This is a genomic window from Pseudomonas sp. 5Vm1k (assembly GCF_056161485.1).
In genome coordinates, this window is the sequence record NZ_JBSPCZ010000013.1 from 41,486 (window position 1) to 64,222 (window position 22,737).

The 22,737-nt window shown below is 59.7% G+C and carries 15 protein-coding genes and 1 pseudogene; 10 read left to right on the plus strand and 6 right to left on the minus strand.

Annotation, left to right across the window (positions count from 1 at the left end):
• Positions 1 to 107: 107 nt before the first annotated feature.
• Complete coding sequence (locus ACWIKB_RS23380; protein ID WP_475269658.1) at positions 108 to 1,139, minus strand: Ldh family oxidoreductase; 1,032 nt, start codon at positions 1,137 to 1,139, stop codon at positions 108 to 110.
• A gap of 202 nt (positions 1,140 to 1,341) precedes the next feature.
• Between ACWIKB_RS23380 and ACWIKB_RS23385 the strand changes: the two genes are divergently transcribed.
• Positions 1,342 to 6,123, plus strand: coding sequence for a dermonecrotic toxin domain-containing protein (locus tag ACWIKB_RS23385; RefSeq protein ID WP_475269660.1), 4,782 nt, complete (start codon positions 1,342 to 1,344; stop codon positions 6,121 to 6,123).
• Positions 6,124 to 6,165: 42 nt separating this feature from the next.
• Here ACWIKB_RS23385 and ACWIKB_RS23390 read toward each other — a convergent pair whose 3' ends face one another.
• Positions 6,166 to 6,435: a PepSY domain-containing protein gene (locus tag ACWIKB_RS23390; RefSeq protein WP_054046388.1), complete on the minus strand. Its 270-nt coding sequence runs from the start codon at positions 6,433 to 6,435 to the stop codon at positions 6,166 to 6,168.
• A gap of 152 nt (positions 6,436 to 6,587) precedes the next feature.
• On the opposite strand from ACWIKB_RS23390, the gene ACWIKB_RS23395 reads away from it, so the two are divergent.
• Entirely contained in the window at positions 6,588 to 7,589 is a 1,002-nt protein-coding gene (locus ACWIKB_RS23395; RefSeq protein ID WP_475269662.1) for a FecR family protein, read from the plus strand.
• A 55-nt stretch (positions 7,590 to 7,644) separates the two neighbouring features.
• Here ACWIKB_RS23395 and pvdQ read toward each other — a convergent pair whose 3' ends face one another.
• Positions 7,645 to 9,990: a bifunctional acylase PvdQ gene (gene pvdQ / locus ACWIKB_RS23400; RefSeq protein WP_475269664.1), complete on the minus strand. Its 2,346-nt coding sequence runs from the start codon at positions 9,988 to 9,990 to the stop codon at positions 7,645 to 7,647.
• A gap of 252 nt (positions 9,991 to 10,242) precedes the next feature.
• On the opposite strand from pvdQ, the gene ACWIKB_RS23405 reads away from it, so the two are divergent.
• Complete coding sequence (locus ACWIKB_RS23405; RefSeq protein WP_475269666.1) at positions 10,243 to 10,647, plus strand: fe2+ zn2+ uptake regulation protein; 405 nt, start codon at positions 10,243 to 10,245, stop codon at positions 10,645 to 10,647.
• Here ACWIKB_RS23405 and ACWIKB_RS23410 read toward each other — a convergent pair.
• A complete protein-coding gene (locus ACWIKB_RS23410) occupies positions 10,637 to 10,825 on the minus strand; it encodes a hypothetical protein (protein ID WP_054046397.1) in 189 nt (62 codons plus the stop codon). The genes ACWIKB_RS23405 and ACWIKB_RS23410 overlap by 11 nt on opposite strands.
• Before the next feature lie 579 nt (positions 10,826 to 11,404).
• Between ACWIKB_RS23410 and ACWIKB_RS23415 the strand changes: the two genes are divergently transcribed.
• The 5 genes from ACWIKB_RS23415 to ACWIKB_RS23435 are packed head-to-tail and all read left to right on the plus strand — an operon-like array spanning position 11,405 to position 18,417.
• Positions 11,405 to 12,628 carry an MFS transporter gene (locus ACWIKB_RS23415; RefSeq protein WP_475269669.1) on the plus strand — a complete coding sequence of 408 codons (1,224 nt, stop codon included), beginning with the start codon at positions 11,405 to 11,407 and terminating at the stop codon, positions 12,626 to 12,628.
• 21 nt (positions 12,629 to 12,649) lie between these two features.
• Positions 12,650 to 13,780, plus strand: a complete 1,131-nt coding sequence (locus ACWIKB_RS23420; protein ID WP_475269671.1) for a LuxE/PaaK family acyltransferase — start codon at positions 12,650 to 12,652, stop codon at positions 13,778 to 13,780.
• A gap of 1 nt (position 13,781) precedes the next feature.
• Positions 13,782 to 16,211, plus strand: coding sequence for an acyl-CoA reductase (locus tag ACWIKB_RS23425; RefSeq protein ID WP_475269673.1), 2,430 nt, complete (start codon positions 13,782 to 13,784; stop codon positions 16,209 to 16,211).
• Positions 16,208 to 17,497 (plus strand): AMP-binding protein, encoded by a 1,290-nt coding sequence (locus ACWIKB_RS23430; protein WP_475269675.1) that lies wholly within the window; start codon positions 16,208 to 16,210, stop codon positions 17,495 to 17,497. The genes ACWIKB_RS23425 and ACWIKB_RS23430 overlap by 4 nt, the downstream gene beginning before the upstream one ends.
• Positions 17,494 to 18,417 carry a GNAT family N-acetyltransferase gene (locus tag ACWIKB_RS23435; protein WP_475269677.1) on the plus strand — a complete coding sequence of 308 codons (924 nt, stop codon included), beginning with the start codon at positions 17,494 to 17,496 and terminating at the stop codon, positions 18,415 to 18,417. Before ACWIKB_RS23430 ends, ACWIKB_RS23435 begins: the two co-directional genes overlap by 4 nt.
• Here the strand turns inward: ACWIKB_RS23435 and ACWIKB_RS23440 are convergent.
• Entirely contained in the window at positions 18,406 to 19,332 is a 927-nt protein-coding gene (locus ACWIKB_RS23440) for a LysR family transcriptional regulator (protein ID WP_475269679.1), read from the minus strand. The genes ACWIKB_RS23435 and ACWIKB_RS23440 overlap by 12 nt on opposite strands.
• Positions 19,333 to 19,450: 118 nt before the next feature.
• Here ACWIKB_RS23440 and ACWIKB_RS23445 point away from each other — a divergent pair, with 118 nt between their 5' ends.
• Positions 19,451 to 20,446, plus strand: coding sequence for an aldo/keto reductase (locus ACWIKB_RS23445; RefSeq protein ID WP_475269681.1), 996 nt, complete (start codon positions 19,451 to 19,453; stop codon positions 20,444 to 20,446).
• Positions 20,447 to 20,491: 45 nt separating this feature from the next.
• On the opposite strand, the gene ACWIKB_RS23450 is transcribed toward ACWIKB_RS23445, so the two are convergent.
• The gene (locus tag ACWIKB_RS23450; RefSeq protein WP_475269683.1) at positions 20,492 to 21,010 is read right to left on the minus strand and encodes a hypothetical protein; all 519 of its coding nucleotides are present in this window, start codon (positions 21,008 to 21,010) and stop codon (positions 20,492 to 20,494) included.
• Between the two features lie 385 nt (positions 21,011 to 21,395).
• Between ACWIKB_RS23450 and ACWIKB_RS23455 the strand changes: the two are divergent.
• Positions 21,396 to 22,523, plus strand: a pseudogene (locus ACWIKB_RS23455) (HAMP domain-containing protein); the annotation flags it as partial.
• Positions 22,524 to 22,737 lie beyond the last annotated feature (214 nt).

Here is a 22,737-nt window from a genome sequence, read left to right on the forward strand (position 1 = left end):
GTGGGAGCGGGCTTGCTCGCGAAGGCGGTGTGTCAGTCAACATTTACCTCGACTGACATACCGCCTTCGCGAGCAAGCCCGCTCCCACATTGTTTTTGAGGTGACTTTTAGAGACCAGCCAACTCCCGCAGATTCGCCAACACTTCCGGTTCCAACCGAATCCCATCAGCCGCCGATTTAGCGCGCTGATGATGCCGCCGATCCCCCGGCAACCGCTTGAGCCCAACCCCGTGCATCTGCCGCACCAGTTCCTGGCTGCGCTCGGCGAAGCTCTGCCCGGCAGCCTTGCTCGGATCAATCACGATCAGCAATTGCCCGGTCCACGGCGTCTTGGCACCCGGATGGTTCGACCAATCGAACTCGAAGGAGAAATTGCCGCCGGTCAACGCCGCCGCCAACAACTCCACCATCATCGATAACGCCGAACCCTTGTGCCCGCCGAACGGCAGCAACGCGCCGCCTTCCAGAATGGCTTTGGGGTCCTGCGTCGGCTGGCCGAGGCTGTCCACGCCCATGCCCGGCGGCAAGCGCTCGCCCTTGCGCGCGGCGATCTGCACGTCGCCGTGGGCAATGGCGCTGGTGGCCAGGTCGAAGACAATCGGATCGCCGTCAGCCCGTGGCGCGGCAAAGGCAATCGGGTTGGTGCCGAACAGCGGACGATCCGCGCCATGGGGCACCACGCAGGTCATGCTGTTGACCACGCTCAGGGCCACCAGGCCTTCATAGGCAAAGGGTTCGACATCTGGCCAGAGCGCGGCGAAGTGATGGGAGTTGCGGATCGCCAGCACGGCAATCCCGGCGCTGCGGGCCTTTTCCACCAGCAAGGCGCGGGCAGCGGCGAGCGCGGGCTGGGCAAAACCGTTGGCGGCATCGACCCGGACAAACCCCGAGGCCACGTCCTCGACCACCGGCACGGCTTGACCATTGACCCAGCCGCTTTTCAGCGTCGACACATAACCGGGAATGCGGAATACGCCGTGGCTGTGGGCACCGTCACGCTCAGCACCGGCGCAGTTGAGTGCCAGGGTCCTGGCGACGTCGGCCGAGGTGCCATGGCGCAGGAAGACTTGCTCGAGCAACACAACGAGTGAATCGAAATCGAGAGGTTCGGTGTTCGAACTGACGGGTGTTGCGGTCATCTGAGGCTCCAGTTTTATTATTGAGTTCGGGCTACAGGCTGAAACGGGGTTGTGCGGCAACCCGTTAATACATCGGCGATTAATCGCTGTTCTAGAGGTGTCCTGTCAAGCCTCGGCAACAGGATCGACTCAAGCAATATGTACCGCACCAAGGCTTCGCGCCCGCCTTACTGTTTTTCCTCAACCTAACCGAGGAAAAACCATGACAGCTCCCCCACTCCCCTATTTTTTTGACGAAGCCGAAACGGCGGCCATTGCCCGGCAGCCCGGTGATCGCGAAAAAGCCCTGAACTTCAGCATCGACGACCTCAAGTGGCTGAAGGCGGTTTACCTGGCCACTGATACTGCCCGCGCAGCCCACAAGCCCGGCATGCAGGTGCATCGGCTGTTGCTGACCCCGGACAAAGGATCGGCGATCACCCTGGCCGGGGCTTTTTCCATGAGCAGGCCCGACGACGGTGAAGCGACGCTCTACACCCCGTGGAAAGGCTTGATCAAATACGCGGACTTCAATGACCTGAAGAACACAGTGAAACGATGGCTAGGCGAAACCGCAGGCAAACGCGAGTTGCTGCGTTATCTGTCCATCGAACAGCGCTGCACCGTCCTGGCCGCCAGAAGCCTGAACATCTCCATCCAAGCGATTGACGGTGCAGTTTTCCAGGATCAGGAAGCCGTGATAGAGGGCAATCAGAACCACAACATCACGACGATGCTGGCGGAACTGATCAAGTGCCCAACCCTGCGCACCATGCTCGACGACGTCCTCAAGAACGCCCTGGCCAGGCACTTCCCGACACTTGACCAGCGCCGCACCCGCCTGGACAGCTTTGTCGGCAATACCCCACAGCGCAAAATATCTTCGCTGTCGTTAAGCGAAGCCGTGCTGCACTACTACCTGAACAATCAGTGGCCGGACGGCGATTCCAGGGTTTTCATCCACCCGGCACGAAACGCCAGTAGCGACACCGACAACCTGGCCTGGGAAGCGGCAATCAAGGAGATCGCGCAAAGTCTGACGCCCCACCTGCGCAGCCTGCTCGACACGTTCTGGAACAGCCCCATGGGCAACGGCCTGGCACGCTCTGAGTTTTTCGCGCAAAGCCTCGGCGACACCTATTGCGTGGACCTCTTGCTCAAACGCCAGAAAGGCATCCTGACCAGTGAGGAATACCTGCGGTTGATGGACGTCAGCCTGGCGGGCACCGGTGATTTGCCTGCCTCCAACGATCCGGTGCGGATTGAAAAAGTCCGGATCAGTGCACCGCTCAAACATTACGTCGAACCGGCCTGCACCCTGATGATCGGCACCGACAAGACCAGCGCTTTTCTGTACACCCAGACAAGAGGTGTGGAAACCAGCGGCAGCCTGAGCCAGATCAAGAACACCTTGCTGGGCATGCTGAAAAGCGAGGGCCACGATGACAATCTGTTCAACTTTCTGGCCCTCGAAGAACGCGGCCTGTTTCTGTCTTTGGAGGAACAGCAGCGGGCTATTGTAGGTGCGCCAATCAACGGCCCGGTGTTCGCACACTTGATGACGGGCGTGATGGCCAAGCAACGGCAGAACCTGACCTACGCCTTGAGCCGTTACCGGGAAAGCGCCGGCGTTCTGGACCCGCATGCGCTGCTCGACAATGCGCTGGACGTACGCGCCCTGATCGATAAACGACTGATGCCCGTCGAGGCCAATGGTCGCTGGAGCACTCGCGCCGACCGGCGCTGGAGCGCGCAACCGGCCACCGTGCGCGCGGACTCGGCCAAACAACAACTGGCGCTGCTGGCCAGCGTCGAAAACTCCCTGGAACAGCAACTGCAAATACACCCGGCCATTCCCGGCACCGTCACCACGCTTGCGCAGGCTGAAGACGGTGCTCGCGCTTCGCTGGAGCTGCTCAAACCCAAGTTCGCCCACACGCTGTCGACTGCGTTGCGCAGCGAATTCAAGCTGCGAAGCCTGAGCCGTACGTTGGGCAGCGTGGAGCAAGCGATGGTGCAGAGCGTTCTCGATACGCCGGTGCGCCTCAAGCGCGCTGCCCTGAACGGCTTCCTGCCGGATGTGTTTGGCCTGGCGCTCAAGGCCGACAGCGCTGACCCGTTGAAACTGGCGAGTTGTTTCGCGCTCACCGAACGTGGCGGCCTGGATCCTGAGCATTCCGGCAAAACCGTCCTGTGGACCCCGGCCCTGGGGTTTGAGGCCTTCCCGTCATTGACACCGATGCGGGCCGAACTCAACCGCCGCCTGCTCAGTGATTTTGAGCGCCACGGTTTGCTGGAGAACCTGGAGAGTGACGAGCGCGTCCCTGGCCGATCCTTTACCCTCGCCCCGCTGCAACTGATTCATGAAGACTTTTTTGAACATCTGCAAAAGCCCCATGTTCGGCTGGATAAAACCCTCGTCGAGCGCGCACTGGTCTCCAACCTGCCCACTCAGCATCGAGCAGACCTGCTGAGCCTGACCGCACTGGGCCTACCCAAAACCGGCCTGCAACGGGCGACGGACATTGCCCAGTCGCTGATCACCCGACAAAAACTCCCGGCGTGGCTGGCCAATGCTTCGCTGGAAGATCAGATCCTGCACACCGAACTGTTGGCGCAATACCTGAACAACGTCACGGACGACAAGGATTACCTGAGCGGCATCCGCTCCCTGGAGCGTACGACTCATCATGAGTTGCACAAACAACTCAAGGCCGACAAGCACAACCTCGACCCGGACACCGTGGAGATCCGCATCAGCCCCCGCGCGACGTCCGATGCTCGAACCCAGACCTTGCCGGCGTTTGCCTTGAGTCACCTGCACGATCTGGACACGCTCAGCTTCAAACCGGCATCGCTGACCAACAAAGCGCTGCCTGCCGGGCTCGATGAAACCTACATCAAGAACCTGATCCGCAACCTCAAGCCCGGGGAACATCAGCGCGCCGAGCTGACCCAGGCCTTCGCCGAATCCCATGCCGATGCCGCGACGCGCAGAAAGCGCTTCGCCACGCAATTGCCCTGGCAACTGCTGCATTACGCCCATGCCGAGAAACTCCAGGAACGCTTGAGCGCCACCGGGTTTGACCTGATCCGGCAAGTCATCGACATGCCCGATGCGATTGCCCGTGACGCGGTGGAAGGCAGCAACGCGATCATCCGCCCGCTTGAGCTGTCAGGTGCCAACAGTGAAACGGCGATCAAAGTGCCCGGGGTCTATCTGATCGGGCCTAAAAAAGACGCGGACGGACCTCAGGTGTTGCTGGCGCCCTACAGCCCGGAACACGGGGTCAAAGAATATGAAAACGAAAACACGTTGCTGACCGAGCTGAAAACCACCGGAGCACTGCAGCGCTGGGTGCTCAACAGCCTGTCCCCGGCAGACAGGACACGGTGCAAAAACCGCCTGGCCACCACCGGCACGCCGGCCAGCGTCGCGTCCAGCCCCATCAAAGGCTCGTTGTTCATGCAGTTGTTCAAAGACAACGCCGATCTGTTGGCCCGGCTACTGGGCTGCCAATCGGACAAGGATGGGCAAAGCGAATGGGCAACGATCAAACATGTATTGGGCGAAGACCTGAACCAGGCGTTGACCTTCGTTTCCGGCAAACTGGCTTACCCGGTCACCGTATGGCGCAGTTATCGCGATATCAAGGCGTCGGCCGAAGACCTGCAACAACACAAATGGGGGGCCGCACTGGATGCCTTTATCCGCGGTATGGCGCAACTGGCCACGTTGCGCGAATCGATGGACCCCCGCGAGCCTGCGCCGCCCGCCCCCGACACGGCCACAGCCTGTGAACGGATCGACATCACCGCCCCCGCACGCACACGCTTGCAGCGTCACGAAAACACTGACGTCGACCTCGGCGCCCTCACGCTGGACAGCAAGCTGGGGCTCTACACGGACGCGACCAGCAAGCAGCATTACGCGCCGATTGACGGCAAGGTGTATCCGATCCAGAAGCGCGGCAAGCGCTGGGTCATCCGTAGCGACAAGCTCGACGGTCCTTATGCGCTACAGAACGCCGAGAAAAAATGGGTTCTTGACTCAGAGGCCCAGGCGCCACGCTACAACTTGCTGCGACGGCTACAGACCTGGGACGCCGTCAACTATGGGATGAATGTCCAGGCCGATGGCATGTCAGAGATCCGACGGCTCTTTCCGGTCAGGGCTCGACTGATCGACGAAGGCCTCGATCTGGCGACCACCTACGCCTGGAACAGCTTCCGCAATCTGCAGTTATTGAAGAACTCGTCCACGCGAGCAACGCCGGTCCATTTGCTGATCAGGGATTTTCTGGGTGTACCTGAGGTGCTGCCCGAGCACGTGAAGATGATTGAAAAAGTCGTGCAAGAGATCCTGGGGGCGCTGCTTGATCCGACGCTCAGGAAAGAGAAATCCACGCGGTTTGTCATCGGCAGGGCCAAGGATGAACCGGAAAACGTCTTTGCGTTTGCGATCCCCTCTGATCAGAGGAACAAGATCTACCTCGCGGAGAAGTTCTTTTTCCCCAAATTCGATTTCTACCGTAGTTACCTGAAAGACGCCTCTTTCCCGATCAGTACCCACGCCCGGGCGGCGACGTTGATCCATGAGTTGTCGCACATGATCTGCAAGACCGAGGACATAGCGTACCTGGACACGCCGAGGCCCTTTGTGGACCTGTTCGAAACCACTACCTTGCGAGCGATAGAGCTCAAGACCGCACTGACGGACGTTCAGAACAAGGCACTGTCGAGCCGAACGCCGCTGACGGAGTTGTTCACGGTCTTCAATTCCGAAGACGATATCTGGGAAGATTTTGGCGACACGACGTTCGAACTCACTGACCGGCGCCTGAAACACGTATTGAGATTGACCGGCAAAAAAAACCTGGACGAGGCCAGGACAATTTTCATGAGCGATGCGACGGTAAGGCTGGCGGTGCAGTTGGGTAATGCTGACTCGGTGTCCTGGCTGATCTGTCACCTGGGGCGCCAGCTCCACACCCGTACACCGTAAGTTGGAAAGTCAGGGCACTGTGGCGACAGTGCCCTGATCGGTTCAGTCTTTCTGATCGCGCAGGATGTTCCCCGAGGCGCCATCGATGCGGAATTCATAGACCACACCATCGGCCTTGCGGCCCTCGCCTTTCCAATAGCCGTTGTTATCGGCTTCTACTTCATAGACCTCGACATAGCCTGCCTTGGTCTTCGCCGTTTCAATGGCCTTCTCGATCGAAATCCAGCCTGCACCGGGACGATCGGCCATGGCGGCACCGGCACTCAACAACGTTGCGGCGGCAATGACAGCGGCAAAGGTTTTCTTGATCATTTTTTCACTCCATTTGTGGATACTGTGTATTGAGGTCCTGTTTTTAGGGCCCTGCCGGGAAAAATAAGTTCCACTTTGATGGGTAATTGCCATGACGGATGTTCTCGCCACCTCGCCCTCAAGGTTAGAATGCAGCAAATCAGGATGAGTCAATGACCGAACACACCCTCTCGGAAGCCGAATACGACGCCATCACCGATGCCGCTGCGCACTGGTGCATGCGTCTGCACGCCATCGACTGCACCTCTGAGGAGCGTCAGGCGTTCGAGCAATGGCGGGACGCTCATCCGTTGCATGCCTTCGAATACGAAGCGATGCTGGAGATCTGGGATGTCGCCGGGGACCTGCCGCGTCCGGAGTCTGCGACGCCGCCGCTGCACGTCAAGCCTCCAACGTCGTGGCGCACTGTCGGCATCACCGCCGCCGTCTGTGCCCTGGCGCTGCCATTGGCGGCGTACACCGGCTGGAACCTCGGCTGGCTGCCTGACTCCTATCAGCATTTCGAAGCCAGCGACAATGTACGTCAGGTCACCCTGAGCGATGGCAGCCAGGTCGAACTGAACCTGGGCAGTGAGCTGACCTTCCGCAATTACAAGGATGAGCGCCGGGTCACACTGAAAAAAGGTGAAGCGTTTTTCAGCGTCAGCCACGACATGACTCACCCCTTCATCGTCAAAGCGGCCGAGGGCAGGATTCGGGTGACCGGAACCAAATTCAACGTCTGGCTGTATGAAGATCAGGTGCGGGTCAACCTGATTGAAGGCTCTGTCCTTGTGACCAGCAATGACGCCCTGGCAGGCGACGGTTTGCGCCTGGAGCCGGCGATGCAAGCGCGTTTCCGGCACGGTGATTACATGCCGCAAATCAGCCAGACCTACGCCAATGACAACGCACTGGCCTGGCGCAGCGGCAAACTGGTGCTCGATGACCTGCCGCTAAGCGACGCGTTGCCGCTGATCAATCGCTACCTGAGCAAACCGGTGATGGTGGCCGATAGCAGCACCGCTTCGATCCGAATCGGCGGCATCTATAACATCAAGGAACTCAATAACCTGGTGGCGACCCTGCCCCGGGTGTTGCCGGTCTACCTGACTCGTAACGAAAACGGCAATCCAGTACTCAACTCGATTCCGCGCCAAGCGCCAAAAAGCTGAAGACCGCTACCCCTGAGGGGTGCGGCCTTCATGTTTGCAGCCAGTAGCGCGGCGTTTACTGTGCCGCCACCTTCCCGGCTTTTTCATCCGACTCGCGAAGCGTCTGCACTTGATACTGCGGATCAGCCTTGATCTGTTGTTCGGTGAACGGCAACACGCTCAATTGTTTCTTCGAGAAGGCCTGCGTCTGGTCCCGGGCGTACTTCGACGCCGGATCACTGGACAACGAGAACGCCAGCAAACCTTGAGCATGCGGACCTTTTTCATCGAAGGTCACGATTTGCAGGTAACTGGTGCCGCTGACCACTTCAAGTTTGCCGTCGCTTCTCGGTACGCTCTGGATCGCGTTGTAAATCCCCAACGTACCTGGCCCACCGTGAATCGCCGTTTGCTGTCCACCGCTGCTGACCACCTGAATGTCGCCCCAACGGCTGTCCGGCTTGAGTCCCATTTTGCTGCCCAGTTCCACCGACGCGAGCATCGCTTCGCGAAGGGCTTTCGCCACTTCTGGCCGCTCAAGCGCCAGCCCGCGCGGGGTGTGCTGCGCATCTTTCGGGTCGAAGGCCACGCGCCAGATGTCAGGCGATGGTTGCAGCGCTTCCATGACATTCTGGAAGTGCACCAGGCCCGGGCCGCTGTCCAGATTCGCCCGGCCATCCCACGCCTTCAGGCTGACGCACAACGGCGTGAGCGCAGCCGCATCGGCGCCCAGGTCGGCGCTGCAAAACCTCAGCAGGTCCGGCATGACTTGCGCCGCCTGATAGACCTGATCATCCATCACCATGCGTTGCAGATCCGCCGCTGCCACTGGTCCGGCCTTGGCCAGCGAACCCAGGCGATCCAGGGCAAACCGCGAACGCAGCCCCAGCGGTTGGCTGTCCTGACTGATCAATGGCGAGAAACCGGTGAGCGGTTGCGCCGGGTTGGCCAGCCACGCAGAGTCATTGGAATGCTGCACAAAGTCTTTGCGCAGCAATTGCGGTAACTGGTCCGATGCATAAATGCCCTTTTGCGCGGCGTTCGGATCAATGTCCCAAGCGCAGGCACTGTTGGAGCCGTCGAGCACGATCATCTTCAACCCGACGCGTGGATCGCTGCACTTGGCGAGCTTGTCAGCACTGACGTTCGGCACCACCGACAGGTTCATGTAGAGCGTCTGCCCCTGATCATCCGCCGCCAGGGTGTTGACCCATGGAATGCCCTGGATTTTGTGCACCGATGCTTGCAAATCCTTGAGGCTGGTGGCGCGGTTCATCGCATACCACTGCTGCAGGACGCGGTCGTTTTCCAGGTTGGCATCGCGCAGGCTGTAGGCGAACTGACGGTCCCAGTCGAGCTTCCCGGGCCACTGCACCACGGGGCCGAACACCGAACTGTAGACCACATGGGAAACCGGCTTGACCTGGCCATCGGGCTGTTTCACGTCCACCGTCAGGGTCTGTTTATCCAGCGGCAACGACTTGCCATCGAGCAGATAACGGGTCGAATCCTTCGGGTCCAGTTGCAGGCGATACAAGGTGAAATGCTTGGATGAATCCACCGTGTGGGTCCAGGCAAGGTGCTGGTTGAAACCGATGTTGATCATCGGCAGGCCCGGCAACGCGGCGCCCATTACATCCAGTTTGCCGGGAATCGTCAGGTGCATCTGGTAGAAGCGCATCCCGCCCACCCAGGGAAAGTGCGGGTTGGCCAGGAGCATGCCGCGACCATTGAACGAGCGCTCGCTGCCGATGGCCACCGCGTTGCTGCCACGGTCCAGCGCAAAGCGTTGCTGACGTTCGGCGGCAAGCTGGAACGACTGCGCGCCCGCTACCGTTTGAGCGACCGCAGCCGGTGGCGTGGCGCCGGCCAGCGCTTCGGCGAACTGCCCGACCCCGCCTTCTACCAACAGTCGCCGCGTGAGCTTCACCAAGTCCTCGGCGGCAATCGGGCGCACCCAGTCACCCTGGCACTGCGCCGGCAAACCCTGGGCCTGACGCTCGGCCAGCGAGCGGTTGTAACCGGCCACGTAACCGTCGATCAGATCACGCACTTCAGGGGTTTGTGCCTGCCAGAATCCGGCCACGGCCTGCGGGGTATTCAACCAGTTGAAAAACAGGTCGCTGGCCGGGTTCGCACGTTCTTCGATGGTGAATTGATCCGGGCCGAAATACCGCGAACGCTCGCCGTTGACGGTGACGATCTCGTTGGCCATCAGGCACAGGTTGTCCTGGGCGTAGGCATAACCGATACCGTAACCGAGCCCGCGCTCATTTTCGGCGCGAATGTGCGGCACGCCGAAACTGGTGCGACGGATATCGACGGCCGAAGACTCTGGCTGGCTGCGGGCGCTTGCCGCAAGACTCAACCCCAGCATTACACCTGCAAGACTCAACCGGGTTAACTGCCTGCTAATAATCACGCTCGCTCCTGATGGACATGGCCTGGGAAAATCACATCCTGCGTACCACGGAATGTGCCTGGCCTTAGGAACGAAAAAATCATCAGGAAATTTAGCCGGCGCAACGGTTTACCGGTGCCACATCACATGGCGCTCACATGGCGTCGACAAATTTTCTACATCAAAGCCTTCATGATTTGCCGTGCTCGTTCGTCTTAATGATTGAGAGCACCATCACTTTTTCCTGATCAGGCTCTGAAAAGGAGTTTTTGCATGTACAACTCGCAACTGCCAACGGACGGTAGCCATGCGTCAAAAGGCATCTCCATGACCTCTGGTGCAGGGATCTTCGAACAAAGGGCCGAGCGCCATGGAAACGAACGAATCAGGGTACTGCTCAAGAGCTTTGGCCTGAGAACCAGTCTGATTCGCCTGAAAGTCATCGACGCCTTGCTGAGCGCCGCCCAAAGCGAGCGCAACCTGGGCGTGCGCGGCGTGCACACGTATTTGCTGGACCTGGATATTCCCCTGTCCTTCCTGAGTGTGCGGGAGGTCTTGAAGCGGTTATGCAGTGAGGGCGTGATTACGCTCAATCCGGACAAGAGCTACAGCCTGCATCCGCAGGCTATTGCCATTCTCTACAGCGAATCAGCCTCGGGCGCGTCGCTCAAGGCTTGACCTTGCGGCGCATCACGCCATTGACGACCACGACGATCACGGCCACGCCAATGGCGATGTACTGAAACAGCTTCTCGCTGATGATCCCTGCGTTTTGCAGATACGAAAGGCCGAACATGATCCCCAGGACGACCAGGGAGATCAGAATCGAGTATTTCAAACGTTGCGACTGGGTCATTGCGGGTTCCTGAATCTTGAAATGTATCCGGTTTGTATCCGTTTGCATGCCAAGCCCCTACCTTCGGGCGGGGATAAACGCCGGCAAACGCAGTCTCATGTTACAGCCGATGAAGAGTTTTGGCTTCATTGCGGCGATAACCATGAGGATTTTGAAATGCTCCGTCGAATCACACTGCTGATTCCCCTGATCGCTCTGCTTTCCCTGAGCGGCTGTATCATTTTCCCCCACGGCGGCTGGCACGGTGACCACCATTATGATCGTGGCGGACCGGGTTATTACCAACATCGGTAGTCCACACAGTTAGATTGCGTAAGACAAAGAAGCCGTTATTAAAAACCTGAACAAATGCCCGCCCTGTTGCGGGCATTTTTCTTACAACGGATTGTTCGCATTTTTGTAAGTTTGGATCCATATCAACTCGCAAATTCGGCTATTCCGCCAACGTGCAATACGTGGCAACCCATTGAAATTCCAAGTCTCAATCGCTCTCTAGGGTGCCGCCCCATCGATGATTATTCTTTCGATACACCGATACAGGAGTTCCCTCCTTAAAGTTTAAGTATCGACAAGGAAGTCATGTACACATCATCAATAAACCTGCGCCCCTTTCAACTGATCGGTTTCTGTCTGGCCATTGCAGCGTTCGAACTCCTGACCTATATGGCCAGCGATTTGATCATGCCCGCCATGCTGGGCGTAACCGAACAACTGGAGGCCAATCCCAGGCATGTTCCGTATGCCTTCACCCTGTATTTGACCGGCGGTGTTCTGCTGCAGTGGCTGGTCGGCCCGCTGTCCGATCACTACGGACGCCGTCCTCTGCTGCTGATCGGCAGCGCGTTATTTGCGCTGGCGTGCGGCGCGGCGTATTGGGTGCAGGGTATCGAGGCGTTCAATGGTTTGCGATTGATCCAGGGCATGGGCCTGGGCTTTGTCATCGCGGTCAGCTACCCCGCCCTGCAAGACGTGTTCTGCGAAGCCGATGCCGTGCGGATCATGGCGTGGCTGGGCAACATCGCCCTGCTTTCGCCGCTGCTCGGCCCCTTGCTCGGCAGCCTGTTATTGCAGTGGCTCTCGTGGCGGGAGCTGTTCCTGTTGCTGGGTATCGCCGCCTTCGCGGTCTGGCTTGGTTTGTATGGGTTCATGCCGCGCACCCAAGGCCCCCGAACGCTGACCGAGCCCTTCGACTTGCGCGGCACGCTGCGTCGCTACGGTGAGTTGTTACGCAACCGAGGGTTTGTGCTGTCGTCCATCTCCCTTGGGCTGATGAGCTTGCCGCTGATTGCCTGGATCGGTCTGTCGCCACTGTTGTTGATCCACGGCCAGGGCTTGTCGTCGCTGCAGTACGGGCTTTGGCAGATTCCGGTGTTCGGCGCAGTGATACTCGGCAATCTGCTGCTCGACCGACTCATCGCCGGTAGGGCCCTGACGCAACTGATCCGTTTTGCACTGTGGCCGTTTTGTGGCGGGCTCGTCGCCCTGCTGATCGTTGGCTTTTATGGTGCTTCGACCGGCTGGCTGGTCGGGTGCCTGGCGCTCTACGCCGTCGGCCTGGGCATGAGCAATGCGGCGCTGTATCGGCTGGCGCTGTTTTCCAGCGAAGACAGCAAAGGGTTGGTGTCGGCCATGATCGGCATGATCTCAATCTCGATCATGGGGGGCCTCGGGTCATTGATCGCGGCGCTCGGTGCCGGTGACAGCCTCGACTCGTTTGCTTTCATCGCCAGTATCGCCGGCCTTGCCTGCCTCCTGCCCTTGCAACATTTCCTGCAAGGCTGCCGCAACACGTCAGCCGTCTGAGTTAAACAAAAAGGATATTTGATGATCCACCTTCCCTACACCGACGCACTGTGTGCGCTGGCGCAGCCTTACGACCTGGATTCGGTACCGCCGGGCTTGTTCGAACGCGCCATGGCTGAAATCAGCCTGTTTCATTGCCATCACACCCCGGGCTACGAGCGTTGGCTGAACAGCCACGGTCTGGAAGCGCAGACCCTGGATCAGCTGGACGACTGGTCGCTCCTGCCGCCGATCTTCGCCAATTTTTTCAAACAGCAACTACTGATGAGTCCGACCGCTGAAGGCGCGCTGGAGCTGACTTCGTCCGGCACCAGCGGCCAGAAAAGCCGCATGCGTTATGACACCCGCAGCATGGCCGCCGCCCAGGGCATGGTCACACGGATTTTTCAGCATTATGGCTGGGACACGCCGGACACGCCGTGCAACTACCTACTGCTGAGCTACGAACCCGAAGACGACAACCGTCTGGGCACCTCTTACACCGACCAGTTTTTGTGTCGTTACGCGCCGGTCAACCAGATCGTTTATGGTCTGCGCCGAACCGGTAGTGGCCACGAATTCGATCTGTTCGGCGTGATTCGCGCCTTACAGGAGTTCGCCGAGCAGCCACATCCCGTACGCATTTTTGGCTTCCCTGCTTTCCTCTGGCAGGCGCTGCAACGCATGGAAGCGACCGGCATTGCACCGCTTGCCTTGCCGACAGGGTCGTTGGTGTTTCTCGGCGGCGGCTGGAAAAACCACGCCGCGCAGGAAATTCCCCGGGCTCGGCTGTATGAGCGCATCGAGCAACAACTGGGCATCGAACCGACCCGTTGTCGCGACGGCTACGGCGCGGTCGAGCACGCGGTGCCTTACATCGAATGTGCCCATCATCATTTTCATGTACCGGTTTACTCGAAGGTATTCGTGCGCAATCCATCAGACTTCAGTGTCCAGCCTTACGGTCAAAGCGGGCTGCTGACATTCGTATCGCCTTATATTTCGTCGAGTCCGGCCCATGCCGTGGTCATGAGTGACCTGGCCACTTTGTACCCCGGCAAGACATGCGGCTGCGGACTGTCCAACGACTGGTTCCAGTTGCACGGACGCGCCGGCACCAGCCCCGGCCGCAGCTGCGCCATGGCCGCAGCCGAACTGATCGGGAGGGCTTGAGATGTTCCTGATCAATGGCCAACTGCACGCCGACCTCGCCCTCGATACTGCCCTCGAGAGTCTGCACCAGGCCTTGCCGCGACTGCTGATGGCGCCTGTCGACAGCGACACGGTGGTCGCCGCGGCCACTCGCTTTGCCGAGCGCTTGCGAACGCGCGAACTGGACTTCGACCTGGAAGATAGTCAACGCCTGGCGCTGATCGACTTCTGCCAACCCGACCATCTGAACAGCAAACTTGAGCGCGAACTGGGGACGCAGCCGCGATCCCTGAGGCGTATCGATTACCAGCAACCGCACTTCGAAAGTTGGCACCCGCTGGGGCTAGTGGTGCATATCACTCCGGGCAATGCGCCGACGCTGGCATTTTGTGCGGTACTGGAAAGCCTGCTGGCGGGCAACATCAACTGGCTACGCCCCAGTTCCAGCGATTTGGGGCTGACGGCACGTCTGCTTGACGGCCTCGGCCGGTGTGACAGCAGCGGCAGGCTGACCGACTTTATCGCGGTGCTGCCGGTGGCGACTGCGCACATTGCGCGCCTCTGCACCCGGGCCGATGCAGTAGCTGCCTGGGGCGGTGAAACCGCGCTCAAGGCTATTCGTCAGCAGTTACCCGCAGGCTGTCGCTGGATCGACTGGGGTCACCGGATCAGCTTCGCTTATCTGAGCCCCGACTCTGCGCAACCCCAGGCATTGGATGCCTTGGTGGATGAAGTCTGTCGCCTGGATCAGCAGGCTTGCTCCAGCCCGCAATGGGTGCTGGTAGACAGCGATGACCCGGCTGTTTTACGGGCTCTGGGTGCACGCCTCGCCGAGGCGTTCGAACGTCGCAGCGCACACTGGCCGGCGCTGGTGCCCACCGATCAGGAAGCCTCGCAAATCACCACTCACTGCGCGATGGCGAAGCTGGATCAATGTTTTGCCGGGCAAACCGGTGAAGTCTGGGCCGCAGCGGGATGGCGGGTGATCTGGGAGCATCACCGAACCCTCGCGCCCTCACCATTGTTTCGCACCCTGATGCTCAAACCGGTGCCGCAGCCTTTGATTCCCGAAACCCTGCTGCCCTGGCGCACCGTCCTGCAAAGCTGCGCATTGATCTGCCCACCAGCGCAAACCCCGGCGCTGGTACGCACGCTGGTCAACGCCGGAGTCACCCGCATTGCGCCCGCCCGGTCGATCCATGATGGCTACGCCGGTGAGCCCCACGACGGCGTGTACGCGTTGACGCGTCTGAGTCGCCGCCTCTCTGTGAGTTTGCCTGCGGACGTGTTGAGCACACACGCAACACTCGATGCACTGCCGACGGCCACTGACACGGCAGGTTTGCCGATCATGGACAAAACCGCGTTCCAGTCCCAGCCCATCGACCGAACGGCCCAGTTGTACTTCCGTTCCGGTGGCAGCAGTGGCGCCCCGGCGCTGGCCGGTTTCAGCTACCTCGACTTCCACCGGCAAATGCGCGCAGCGGCGGACGGGCTGTTAGCCGCCGGGCTGGAACCGGCACAGGATCGGGTCATGAACCTGTTCTACGGCGGCAACCTGTACGGCGGTTTTTCCAGTTTCTCCTGGATCTTGCAACAGATGGGCGCGACACAGTTGCCCATGGGCGCGCCCCATGACGATGACTTCAGCGAAATCGCCCAACTGATCGTGCAGCAGCGGGTCAGCGTGCTGATCGGCATGCCGAGCACCCTGCACCGTTTGTTTCTCAAGGAGCAGACAACTTTGCGAGCGTACGCGGGTGTCCGCAAGGTGTTCCTCGGTGGCGAACATCCGGGATTGGCCAGCCGCCAATTGATGGAAAGCTGCGGCGTTTCGACGATCCGCTCGGCGATTTATGGCTCCGTCGATGCCGGCCCCTTGGGCCACGCCTGCGCGGCAACCTGCGACGGCATCTTCCATTTGATGGGCGATATCCAGCATCTGGAAATCGTTGAACTGGAACAGGACGTGCCGGTTCAGGATGGCGAGGTCGGGCGCCTGCTGTTCACTTCGCGAGCTCGCCAGGGTCAGACCGTGCGCCGCTACGAAGTCGGTGACACCGGGCGCTGGGTGCCAGGGCAGTGTCCCTGCGGGTTGAGTTCGCCACGCTTCGAATTGCTGGAGCGTCATGGGCAATGGTTGCGGATCGGTACTGAGTTCATTTCCCCTTCACAACTGGCTCGCTACGCCGGGGTGCCCATTCAGATAGTGCTCGACCACACGGCCAACGGGGTCGAACACCTGGTGGTGCGTGCCGATGCCGAGGCCGATCACGTTTACCAACAATTGCTGTCCGACACCGCGCTGAAAAATGCCGTGGATGCCGCGCTATTGGTGCTGCAAGTGAACACCTGCGCCGCCACTCAATTCGAGCGCAACAAACACAGCGGCAAGATGCCGTTGGTGATCGACCGGCGCCAACGCCAGACAACGGAAAAGGCATTCCAATGAACGAATTGCTTACGCTAGAGCAACTGGTGCAGTACATACGCGAACACTCGCGTTTTTATAACAAGTACCTTGAACACTTACCTCTACGGGGATTTACCCCGGGCGATATCCCCTTGATCGACAGCGATACTTATTGGGCCGGCAGCCATGATCTGGCGCTTTGGCCAGTCCTCACGGCACCGGTCGACGATGCGCTGTTGTTTAAAACCGGGGGAACCACCAGCCAGGGAAAACTGGCGGTCTACACCCACGCGGAATGGCAAATACTGGTCACAGCGTTCGGTAAAAGCCTCTCCTCGCAACTGAACAGCCACGACCGGGTGGCCAATCTGTTTTTCACCGGAGACCTGTGCGCCAGTTTCCTGTTCATCCACGACTCACTGGCCCACGTCAACGTCCCGATCAGCGAGTTCCCCTTCACTGGCAATGCGAATTTTCCAGGGTTGACGGCGGCGATTCGCGACCATCGGATCAACGTGCTGGCAGGCATCCCGGCGCAGTTGCTGAAGTTCGCGGCCTATCTGATTGAGCACAACCAGGTGTTGAGCGGCGTCGACACGCTGCTGTATGGCGGGGAAAGCGTATTTGCGGGACAACTGGCGATTTTCGCCCAGGCCTTTCCCAATGCCCGCGTCGCCTCCATCGGCTATGCCAGTGTTGACGCCGGGTTGATTGGCAGCAGTGATCGCGACTGTGCCCTGGGCGAACATCGGGTGTTCGATCAGCACACGTTGCTGGAAATCATCGACGAACACAGCGGCGACATCATCGAAGAATGCGACCGTGTGGGCCTGTTGGTGGTGACCAATCTGAGTCGCCGCTTGATGCCGCTGTTGCGCTATCCAGTGGGCGACCGCGCCTGCTGGCTCGACCCCGTTGCCAGCCCGAGGCGCAAGTTCGCCCTCAGAGGCCGCAGCGCCCATAGCCAGCGAGTGCGGGTGGGCGTGATGTCACTGCTGACAGATGAAATACACGCGATTGTCCAGCGAGTAACCGGTAGCGATCAGTGGCAAATACGTATTGAACAGGTGGAGTACATCGATCAATTGAGCGTGAATTGGGTGCCCGAGACCGGTGCCTCGGCCATCGAACACTTGAGTATTGCGCTGCGCGATGCACTGGTCGCCCACCACCCGGCCATCAGCACCTTGAGCCATGACGGCTTGCTGGTTTTCCAGGTCAAGACGTGTGCCACCACCGATCTCGCACTGCACCCGCGCTCGGGCAAGCAACTGCGGGTTCTGGACTTGCGGGTGTACGTGTCCGAGCCGCAGGTCGGGCCATGATTTTCCGTCCCTTCAGGGCCGCCGACGCCCAGGCCGTCAGTCAGTTGTTTCGTCTGGCCTACGGGGATCATTACGTGCAGCCGGACGTTTATCTGCCGAAGCTGATCACCCAGCACAACAGCGATGGTCGCTGGCAATCCATGCTTGCGGTGGCCGGTTCACAGGTGCTCGGTCACGCTGCGTTGTGCCGCGACAGGCAACCGACCGCCAGCGCCGAACTGGCCCTCAGCGTGGTGCACCCAGCGGCCCGTGGCCAGAGCATCGCCACCTGCCTGGGCCGCGAGTTGCTGAAACACGCCGGGGCTGTCGCGGGTCGCTGCGTGCTGATCAAGCAAGTCACTCATCACCCGTATACCCAGCGCATGGCGCAAACACTGGGGTTCCACTGCACCGGGTTACTGCCGGACTACGTGCCGTCGCCTTTTGCCGGTCCATCGGCTGAAAGCATCGTGATCGGTGTCCATCCGCTCGACGTCCACGCTTGCCCGCTACCGGACATCGTGTGGCCAGACAGCTGCCGTGGACTCATCCAGCATCTGCGCTCAGTGTTCGGCAGCGGCAACAGCGTGGCGGTTTATCCGGCGCAGCCCCTACACATGCAACAGCATCAACACAGGATCGATGTGGTCGTTGAGCGCCTGGACAAACGCTTGCTCGATCACCTGGTTCAGTTGCCCGAGGCATGGCTTATTTCGCTCAGGCTTGCCCTGTCACCGGGCTTTGCCAGGGACTGTCAGCGTTTGAGCATCAAGGGCTTCGTCTTCACAGGGTTGATGCCCGCACCCGATCAGGGCCGATGGTTCGCCCTGTTCCATCGCGGCGCCCGGACGCGGGATCTGCAACTGCACTGCCCGCACATGCAACGACTGCATGACACCCTGCAGGGAACCGTACCCGAGGCCGGTCGCTCAGCCGCCTGAATCGCTTCGATAAAAGTGCTGGCCCGGTTGCTCGCAGAGCTCAACCAGCCAATCGACAAACACCCGCACCCGCCGGGATAACTGGCGGTGTGGCGGGTAAAGCGCCGTCAGTGGCATGCCAGGCGGTGGCGCGTCCCTGAGCACTTCACACAGTCGCCCTTCGCTCAACTGACGGGCAACGTGGTAGTACGGAGCCTGGACCAGGCCGTACCCGGCCTCACACGCCGCCATGTAACCATCGGCGCTGTTGACCGAAACCTGTCGGGGCAGATTGACCTCCTGGACCTGCCCGTCGACAACAAACTCAAGCCCGAAGCGCGTGCCAGTGGTCGCGGAGAAATACTCCACCATCTGATGCCCTTGCAGATCCGACGGATGCTCGGGCACGCCATGTCGCTGCAAATACTCGGGGCTGGCACAGGTGACCTGATCCAGCACAACCAGCGGTCGCGCCACCAGTGAGTCGTCCAGCGGCGAGCCGCCCCGCAGCACGCAATCCACCCCTTCACGAATCAGGTCCACCGTGCGGTCGTTCAAGCTGATTTCCAGTTCGATCAACGGGTACCGGGCAGTAAATTGCGGTAATGCCGGAATTACGATCAGCCGCCCGATACCTGCCGGCATGTCCACCCGCAACAAGCCCTTGGGGTTGTGTCGGGCGGCGGAAAACACCGCTTCGGTTTCCTCAAGGTCCGCGAGCAAACGTACACAACGGGGGTAATAGGCTGCGCCATCGAGGGTCAGACTGATTTGCCGGGTGGTTCGCTGCAACAGTTGCACCCCCAGATGCGCCTCCAGTTGCTTGATCAGAATGGTCACCGAGGCACGGGGCATTTGCAGGCTGTCCGCAGCCTTGGCAAAGCCGCCCAGCTCGACGATCCGGGTAAACACGCGCATGGCGTTGAGACGGTCCATGGTTTTTCTGCACCACTGATTATTTAGATTTTACGAATAGTGATAGCAGTTTTAGCCGGTTTATCTTGTTTCTGTCGAGAGGAACAATGGCGGCTCACATTTTCAAGGAGCTGATCTCATGCAAACACGTCAACTGGGCAAGAACGGACCGCTGGTGAGCGCCATCGGATTGGGCTGCATGGGCATGACCGATTTCTACACCACCGGCACCGATACCCGCGAAGCCACCGCGACCCTGCACCGGGCGCTGGAGCTGGGCATCAACCTGCTCGATACCGCCGACATGTACGGCCCGCACACCAATGAGGAGCTGATCGGCAAAGCCATCGTAGGCAAGCGCGACCAAGTGTTCCTGGCCAGCAAGTTCGGTATCGTGCGCGACCCGGCTCACCCGGCCGCACGGGGTGTCGACGGTCGTCCGGAATACATTCGCCAGTCTATCGATGGCACTCTCAAGCGCCTTGGCGTGGACACCCTGGACTTGTACTACCAACACCGGATCGACCCGCAAGTCGCCATCGAGGAAACGGTCGGCGCCATGGCCGAACTGGTGAAGGCCGGCAAGGTGCGTTATCTGGGGTTGAGCGAAGCCTCGGCGGCGACACTGGAGCGGGCGCATAAGGTCCATCCGATCAGCGCACTGCAAAGCGAATACTCATTGTGGAGCCGCGATCAGGAAGACAACGGTTGCCTGGCCGCGTGTCAGCGCCTGGGTATCGCGTTTGTCCCTTATAGCCCACTGGGCCGCGGCTTTTTGACTGGTGCCCTGAAAAGCCCGGACGATTTTGCCGCCGACGATTACCGCCGCTTCAGTCCGCGGTTTCAAGGGGAGAATTTCGCGAAAAACCTGCTGCTGGTGGAGCAAGTGCAAGCGCTGGCTGCCGACAAGGGCGTGACCGCCGGGCAACTCGCGCTGGCCTGGGTGCTGGCGCAAGGCGACTACGTGATCCCGATTCCCGGGACCAAGCAGCGTAAATACCTGGAGGAAAATGTCGCGGCGCTGGAGGTGAAGCTCAGTGCCGGCGAGTTGCAGGCGCTGGAGGCGATCTTCCCGGCCGATGCCACTGCCGGTTTGCGCTATCCGGAAGCGGTGATGCAAATGCTCGACCGCTGAGCCCTAAACTTCTGCCCCGCTCAGTGCAGTGAGCGGGGCAGACGATCATTTGTCCTTTTTCTTGACCGTCGAACCGTTACCTTCGCCGTAGGTCTTCAAGTTCTGCAGCACGTAAATGGCTTTCTTGAACTCAGGGACCAGGTAGTTGGCGTACTTGTTGCCCTTGAGGTTGTTGTTCTGGATGGAGTCCAGCTGCGTGGCAAAGTAATCCAGCGCATTGAACTTCGCTTCGGGGTCATTCGGGATGCCGAACTTGTCGAACTTGTCACCCGCGTTGAGCAACGTCAGGGCGGTGACATCGCCAATGATGCCTTTCTGCTTGAGGAAGGTGCTCATGTTGCCCAGTTGCTTGGCCGAGATGTTCGTCGGATCAAAGCCCTTGACCTGCTTGAACAGCTGCATGGCGTCCATTTTCGTGCGGTCGAGTATCGTCGGATTGGTGCCGACCATGGTCAGGATTTCCCGCACCTTGGCGCTCTGGGACACCGGTTTGGCATTGGGCGAACCCTGGCGAACCAGCAGGCCCGATTTAGCAGTCCAGTTGCCGACCAAACCAATAGTCATGACCGTACTCCTTTCGACTGGAACATAAAAAATCCTTGTTTAAACGAGATGATTGCGGGGAAGTATCGGCGTGCAGGGAGCATCCACCTACTAATATTTCTACTTTTTACAATTCTCGTACATTTTCGATACAAATCACCAAGTGCCCGGTTTCATTGGCCTATATGAATTTTTCGATCTTGGTATAGCCGTCACATTGATTGTCATTTTTTACAGAGTCAGTCTGTTTGTACCGGTTGTGATACTCACGCTTCGCGGACCGTCCGTCCCCCGCCGCCCTTTCTTGTACGCCCGTACCTAAAGCTTGCCCCGAGCGAGCCGATAAGCCTTGGATAGCCCAACTTCCAGACACCAACAATAAAAACGCAGCACAAGGACCGGTCCCATGCCCGCATTCCGTACCATTCAGGCTCGCTACACGCTGTTTCTGGTCCTGTTCATCCTGCTGCTTTCCGTACTCACGGTGGTGGGTATCAGTCAGTTGGTCGCGCCGAAGCTGCGACACACCGAAGAACAGGTGGCCCTCAACCGCATCGCTGAAGTCGCCGAGCAAATCCAGGGCGAGTTGAACAAGGTTCAAGCCCAGCAACGCAGCATCACCCAGACCATCCCCCTGCTCGACAGCGCTGCCATCGATACGGTTCTGCCAGGTCTGGTGGATCAGTACGGCGAGCTGAAAGTGTTTGGCGGCGGGATCTGGCCATTGCCCGGCCAGCGTGAAGCAGGCCGCAACAAGTTCAGCACCTTCTGGCACCGCGACAGCTCCGGCAAACTGGCGGTAAACACCTTCTGGAACAGTGACGCGGCGCCCAACTATTACGACCAGACCTGGTACAAGGGCGGCATGCAAACCCCGCGCGGCCAGTGCGCCTGGGCCGCTGCCTATAAAGATGACGCCAGTGCCGAGCCACGCACCAACTGCGCCATGGCCATCCAGAAAAACGGCGCGGCCTACGGCGTGTCGACCATCGACGTGACCCTGGGCTTCTTCAACGACCTGATCGCACGCAAGGAAAAAGACCTCGGCGCCGAGATGCTGATCGTCGAGGCCGACGGCAAAATCATCAGCAACAGTTCGCGCATCAGCGGGCCAGTCGTGCTGAAGAACATCAGTGAACTGGCCGGTAACTCGCCGTTCGCCAGCCAGGTCAAAGCCGGACTGCAAAATCGTGACCAGGCCCAGCGCGTCGAATTCGACAACAAAGGCGAAGCCAGTACCTTCTTCATGCGCCCGATCGAAGGCACGCCGTGGTACCTCGCCACCGCCCTGCCGACCAAGCTGATTACCGCACAACGTGACGATGTCCTGAACACCTTGAGCCTGTTGCAGATTCCGATGGTGATCCTGCTGGTACTGCTGCAGATCTATGCGATTCGCCAACTGATCCATCGGATGAAAATCCTCAAGGCCAACATCGACGCGCTGTCTGCCGGCGATGCCGACCTGACCAAGCGCATCACTATCCGCGCCGAAGACGAACTCGGCGCCATCGGCCATTCGGTCAACGCCTTCATCATCTACTTGCAGAACATGATCGGCGAAGTCACCCAGGCCACTGGCGCCATGGCGTCGAGCCTGGACAACCTGCAACGGACCTCGGCACACACCAGTCAGATCCTGGTGCGTCACGCTTCGGAAACCGATCAGACCGTCACCGCCATCACCGAAATGAGTTCCACCGCCGACAGCGTGGCGCAGAACGCGGCCGAAACCGCCTCGTTCACCC

Coding starts and splice junctions, on each gene's coding strand:
- ACWIKB_RS23405 (WP_475269666.1), top strand. CDS start 10,243: ATGTACAACTCGCAACTGCCAACGGACGGTAGCCATGCGTCAAAAGGC.
- ACWIKB_RS23430 (WP_475269675.1), top strand. CDS start 16,208: ATGAACGAATTGCTTACGCTAGAGCAACTGGTGCAGTACATACGCGAA.
- ACWIKB_RS23390 (WP_054046388.1), bottom strand. CDS start 6,435: ATGATCAAGAAAACCTTTGCCGCTGTCATTGCCGCCGCAACGTTGTTG.
- ACWIKB_RS23445 (WP_475269681.1), top strand. CDS start 19,451: ATGCAAACACGTCAACTGGGCAAGAACGGACCGCTGGTGAGCGCCATC.
- ACWIKB_RS23435 (WP_475269677.1), top strand. CDS start 17,494: ATGATTTTCCGTCCCTTCAGGGCCGCCGACGCCCAGGCCGTCAGTCAG.
- ACWIKB_RS23420 (WP_475269671.1), top strand. CDS start 12,650: ATGATCCACCTTCCCTACACCGACGCACTGTGTGCGCTGGCGCAGCCT.
- ACWIKB_RS23425 (WP_475269673.1), top strand. CDS start 13,782: ATGTTCCTGATCAATGGCCAACTGCACGCCGACCTCGCCCTCGATACT.
- ACWIKB_RS23380 (WP_475269658.1), bottom strand. CDS start 1,139: ATGACCGCAACACCCGTCAGTTCGAACACCGAACCTCTCGATTTCGAT.
- ACWIKB_RS23410 (WP_054046397.1), bottom strand. CDS start 10,825: ATGACCCAGTCGCAACGTTTGAAATACTCGATTCTGATCTCCCTGGTC.
- ACWIKB_RS23450 (WP_475269683.1), bottom strand. CDS start 21,010: ATGACTATTGGTTTGGTCGGCAACTGGACTGCTAAATCGGGCCTGCTG.
- ACWIKB_RS23395 (WP_475269662.1), top strand. CDS start 6,588: ATGACCGAACACACCCTCTCGGAAGCCGAATACGACGCCATCACCGAT.
- ACWIKB_RS23385 (WP_475269660.1), top strand. CDS start 1,342: ATGACAGCTCCCCCACTCCCCTATTTTTTTGACGAAGCCGAAACGGCG.
- ACWIKB_RS23440 (WP_475269679.1), bottom strand. CDS start 19,332: ATGGACCGTCTCAACGCCATGCGCGTGTTTACCCGGATCGTCGAGCTG.
- ACWIKB_RS23415 (WP_475269669.1), top strand. CDS start 11,405: ATGTACACATCATCAATAAACCTGCGCCCCTTTCAACTGATCGGTTTC.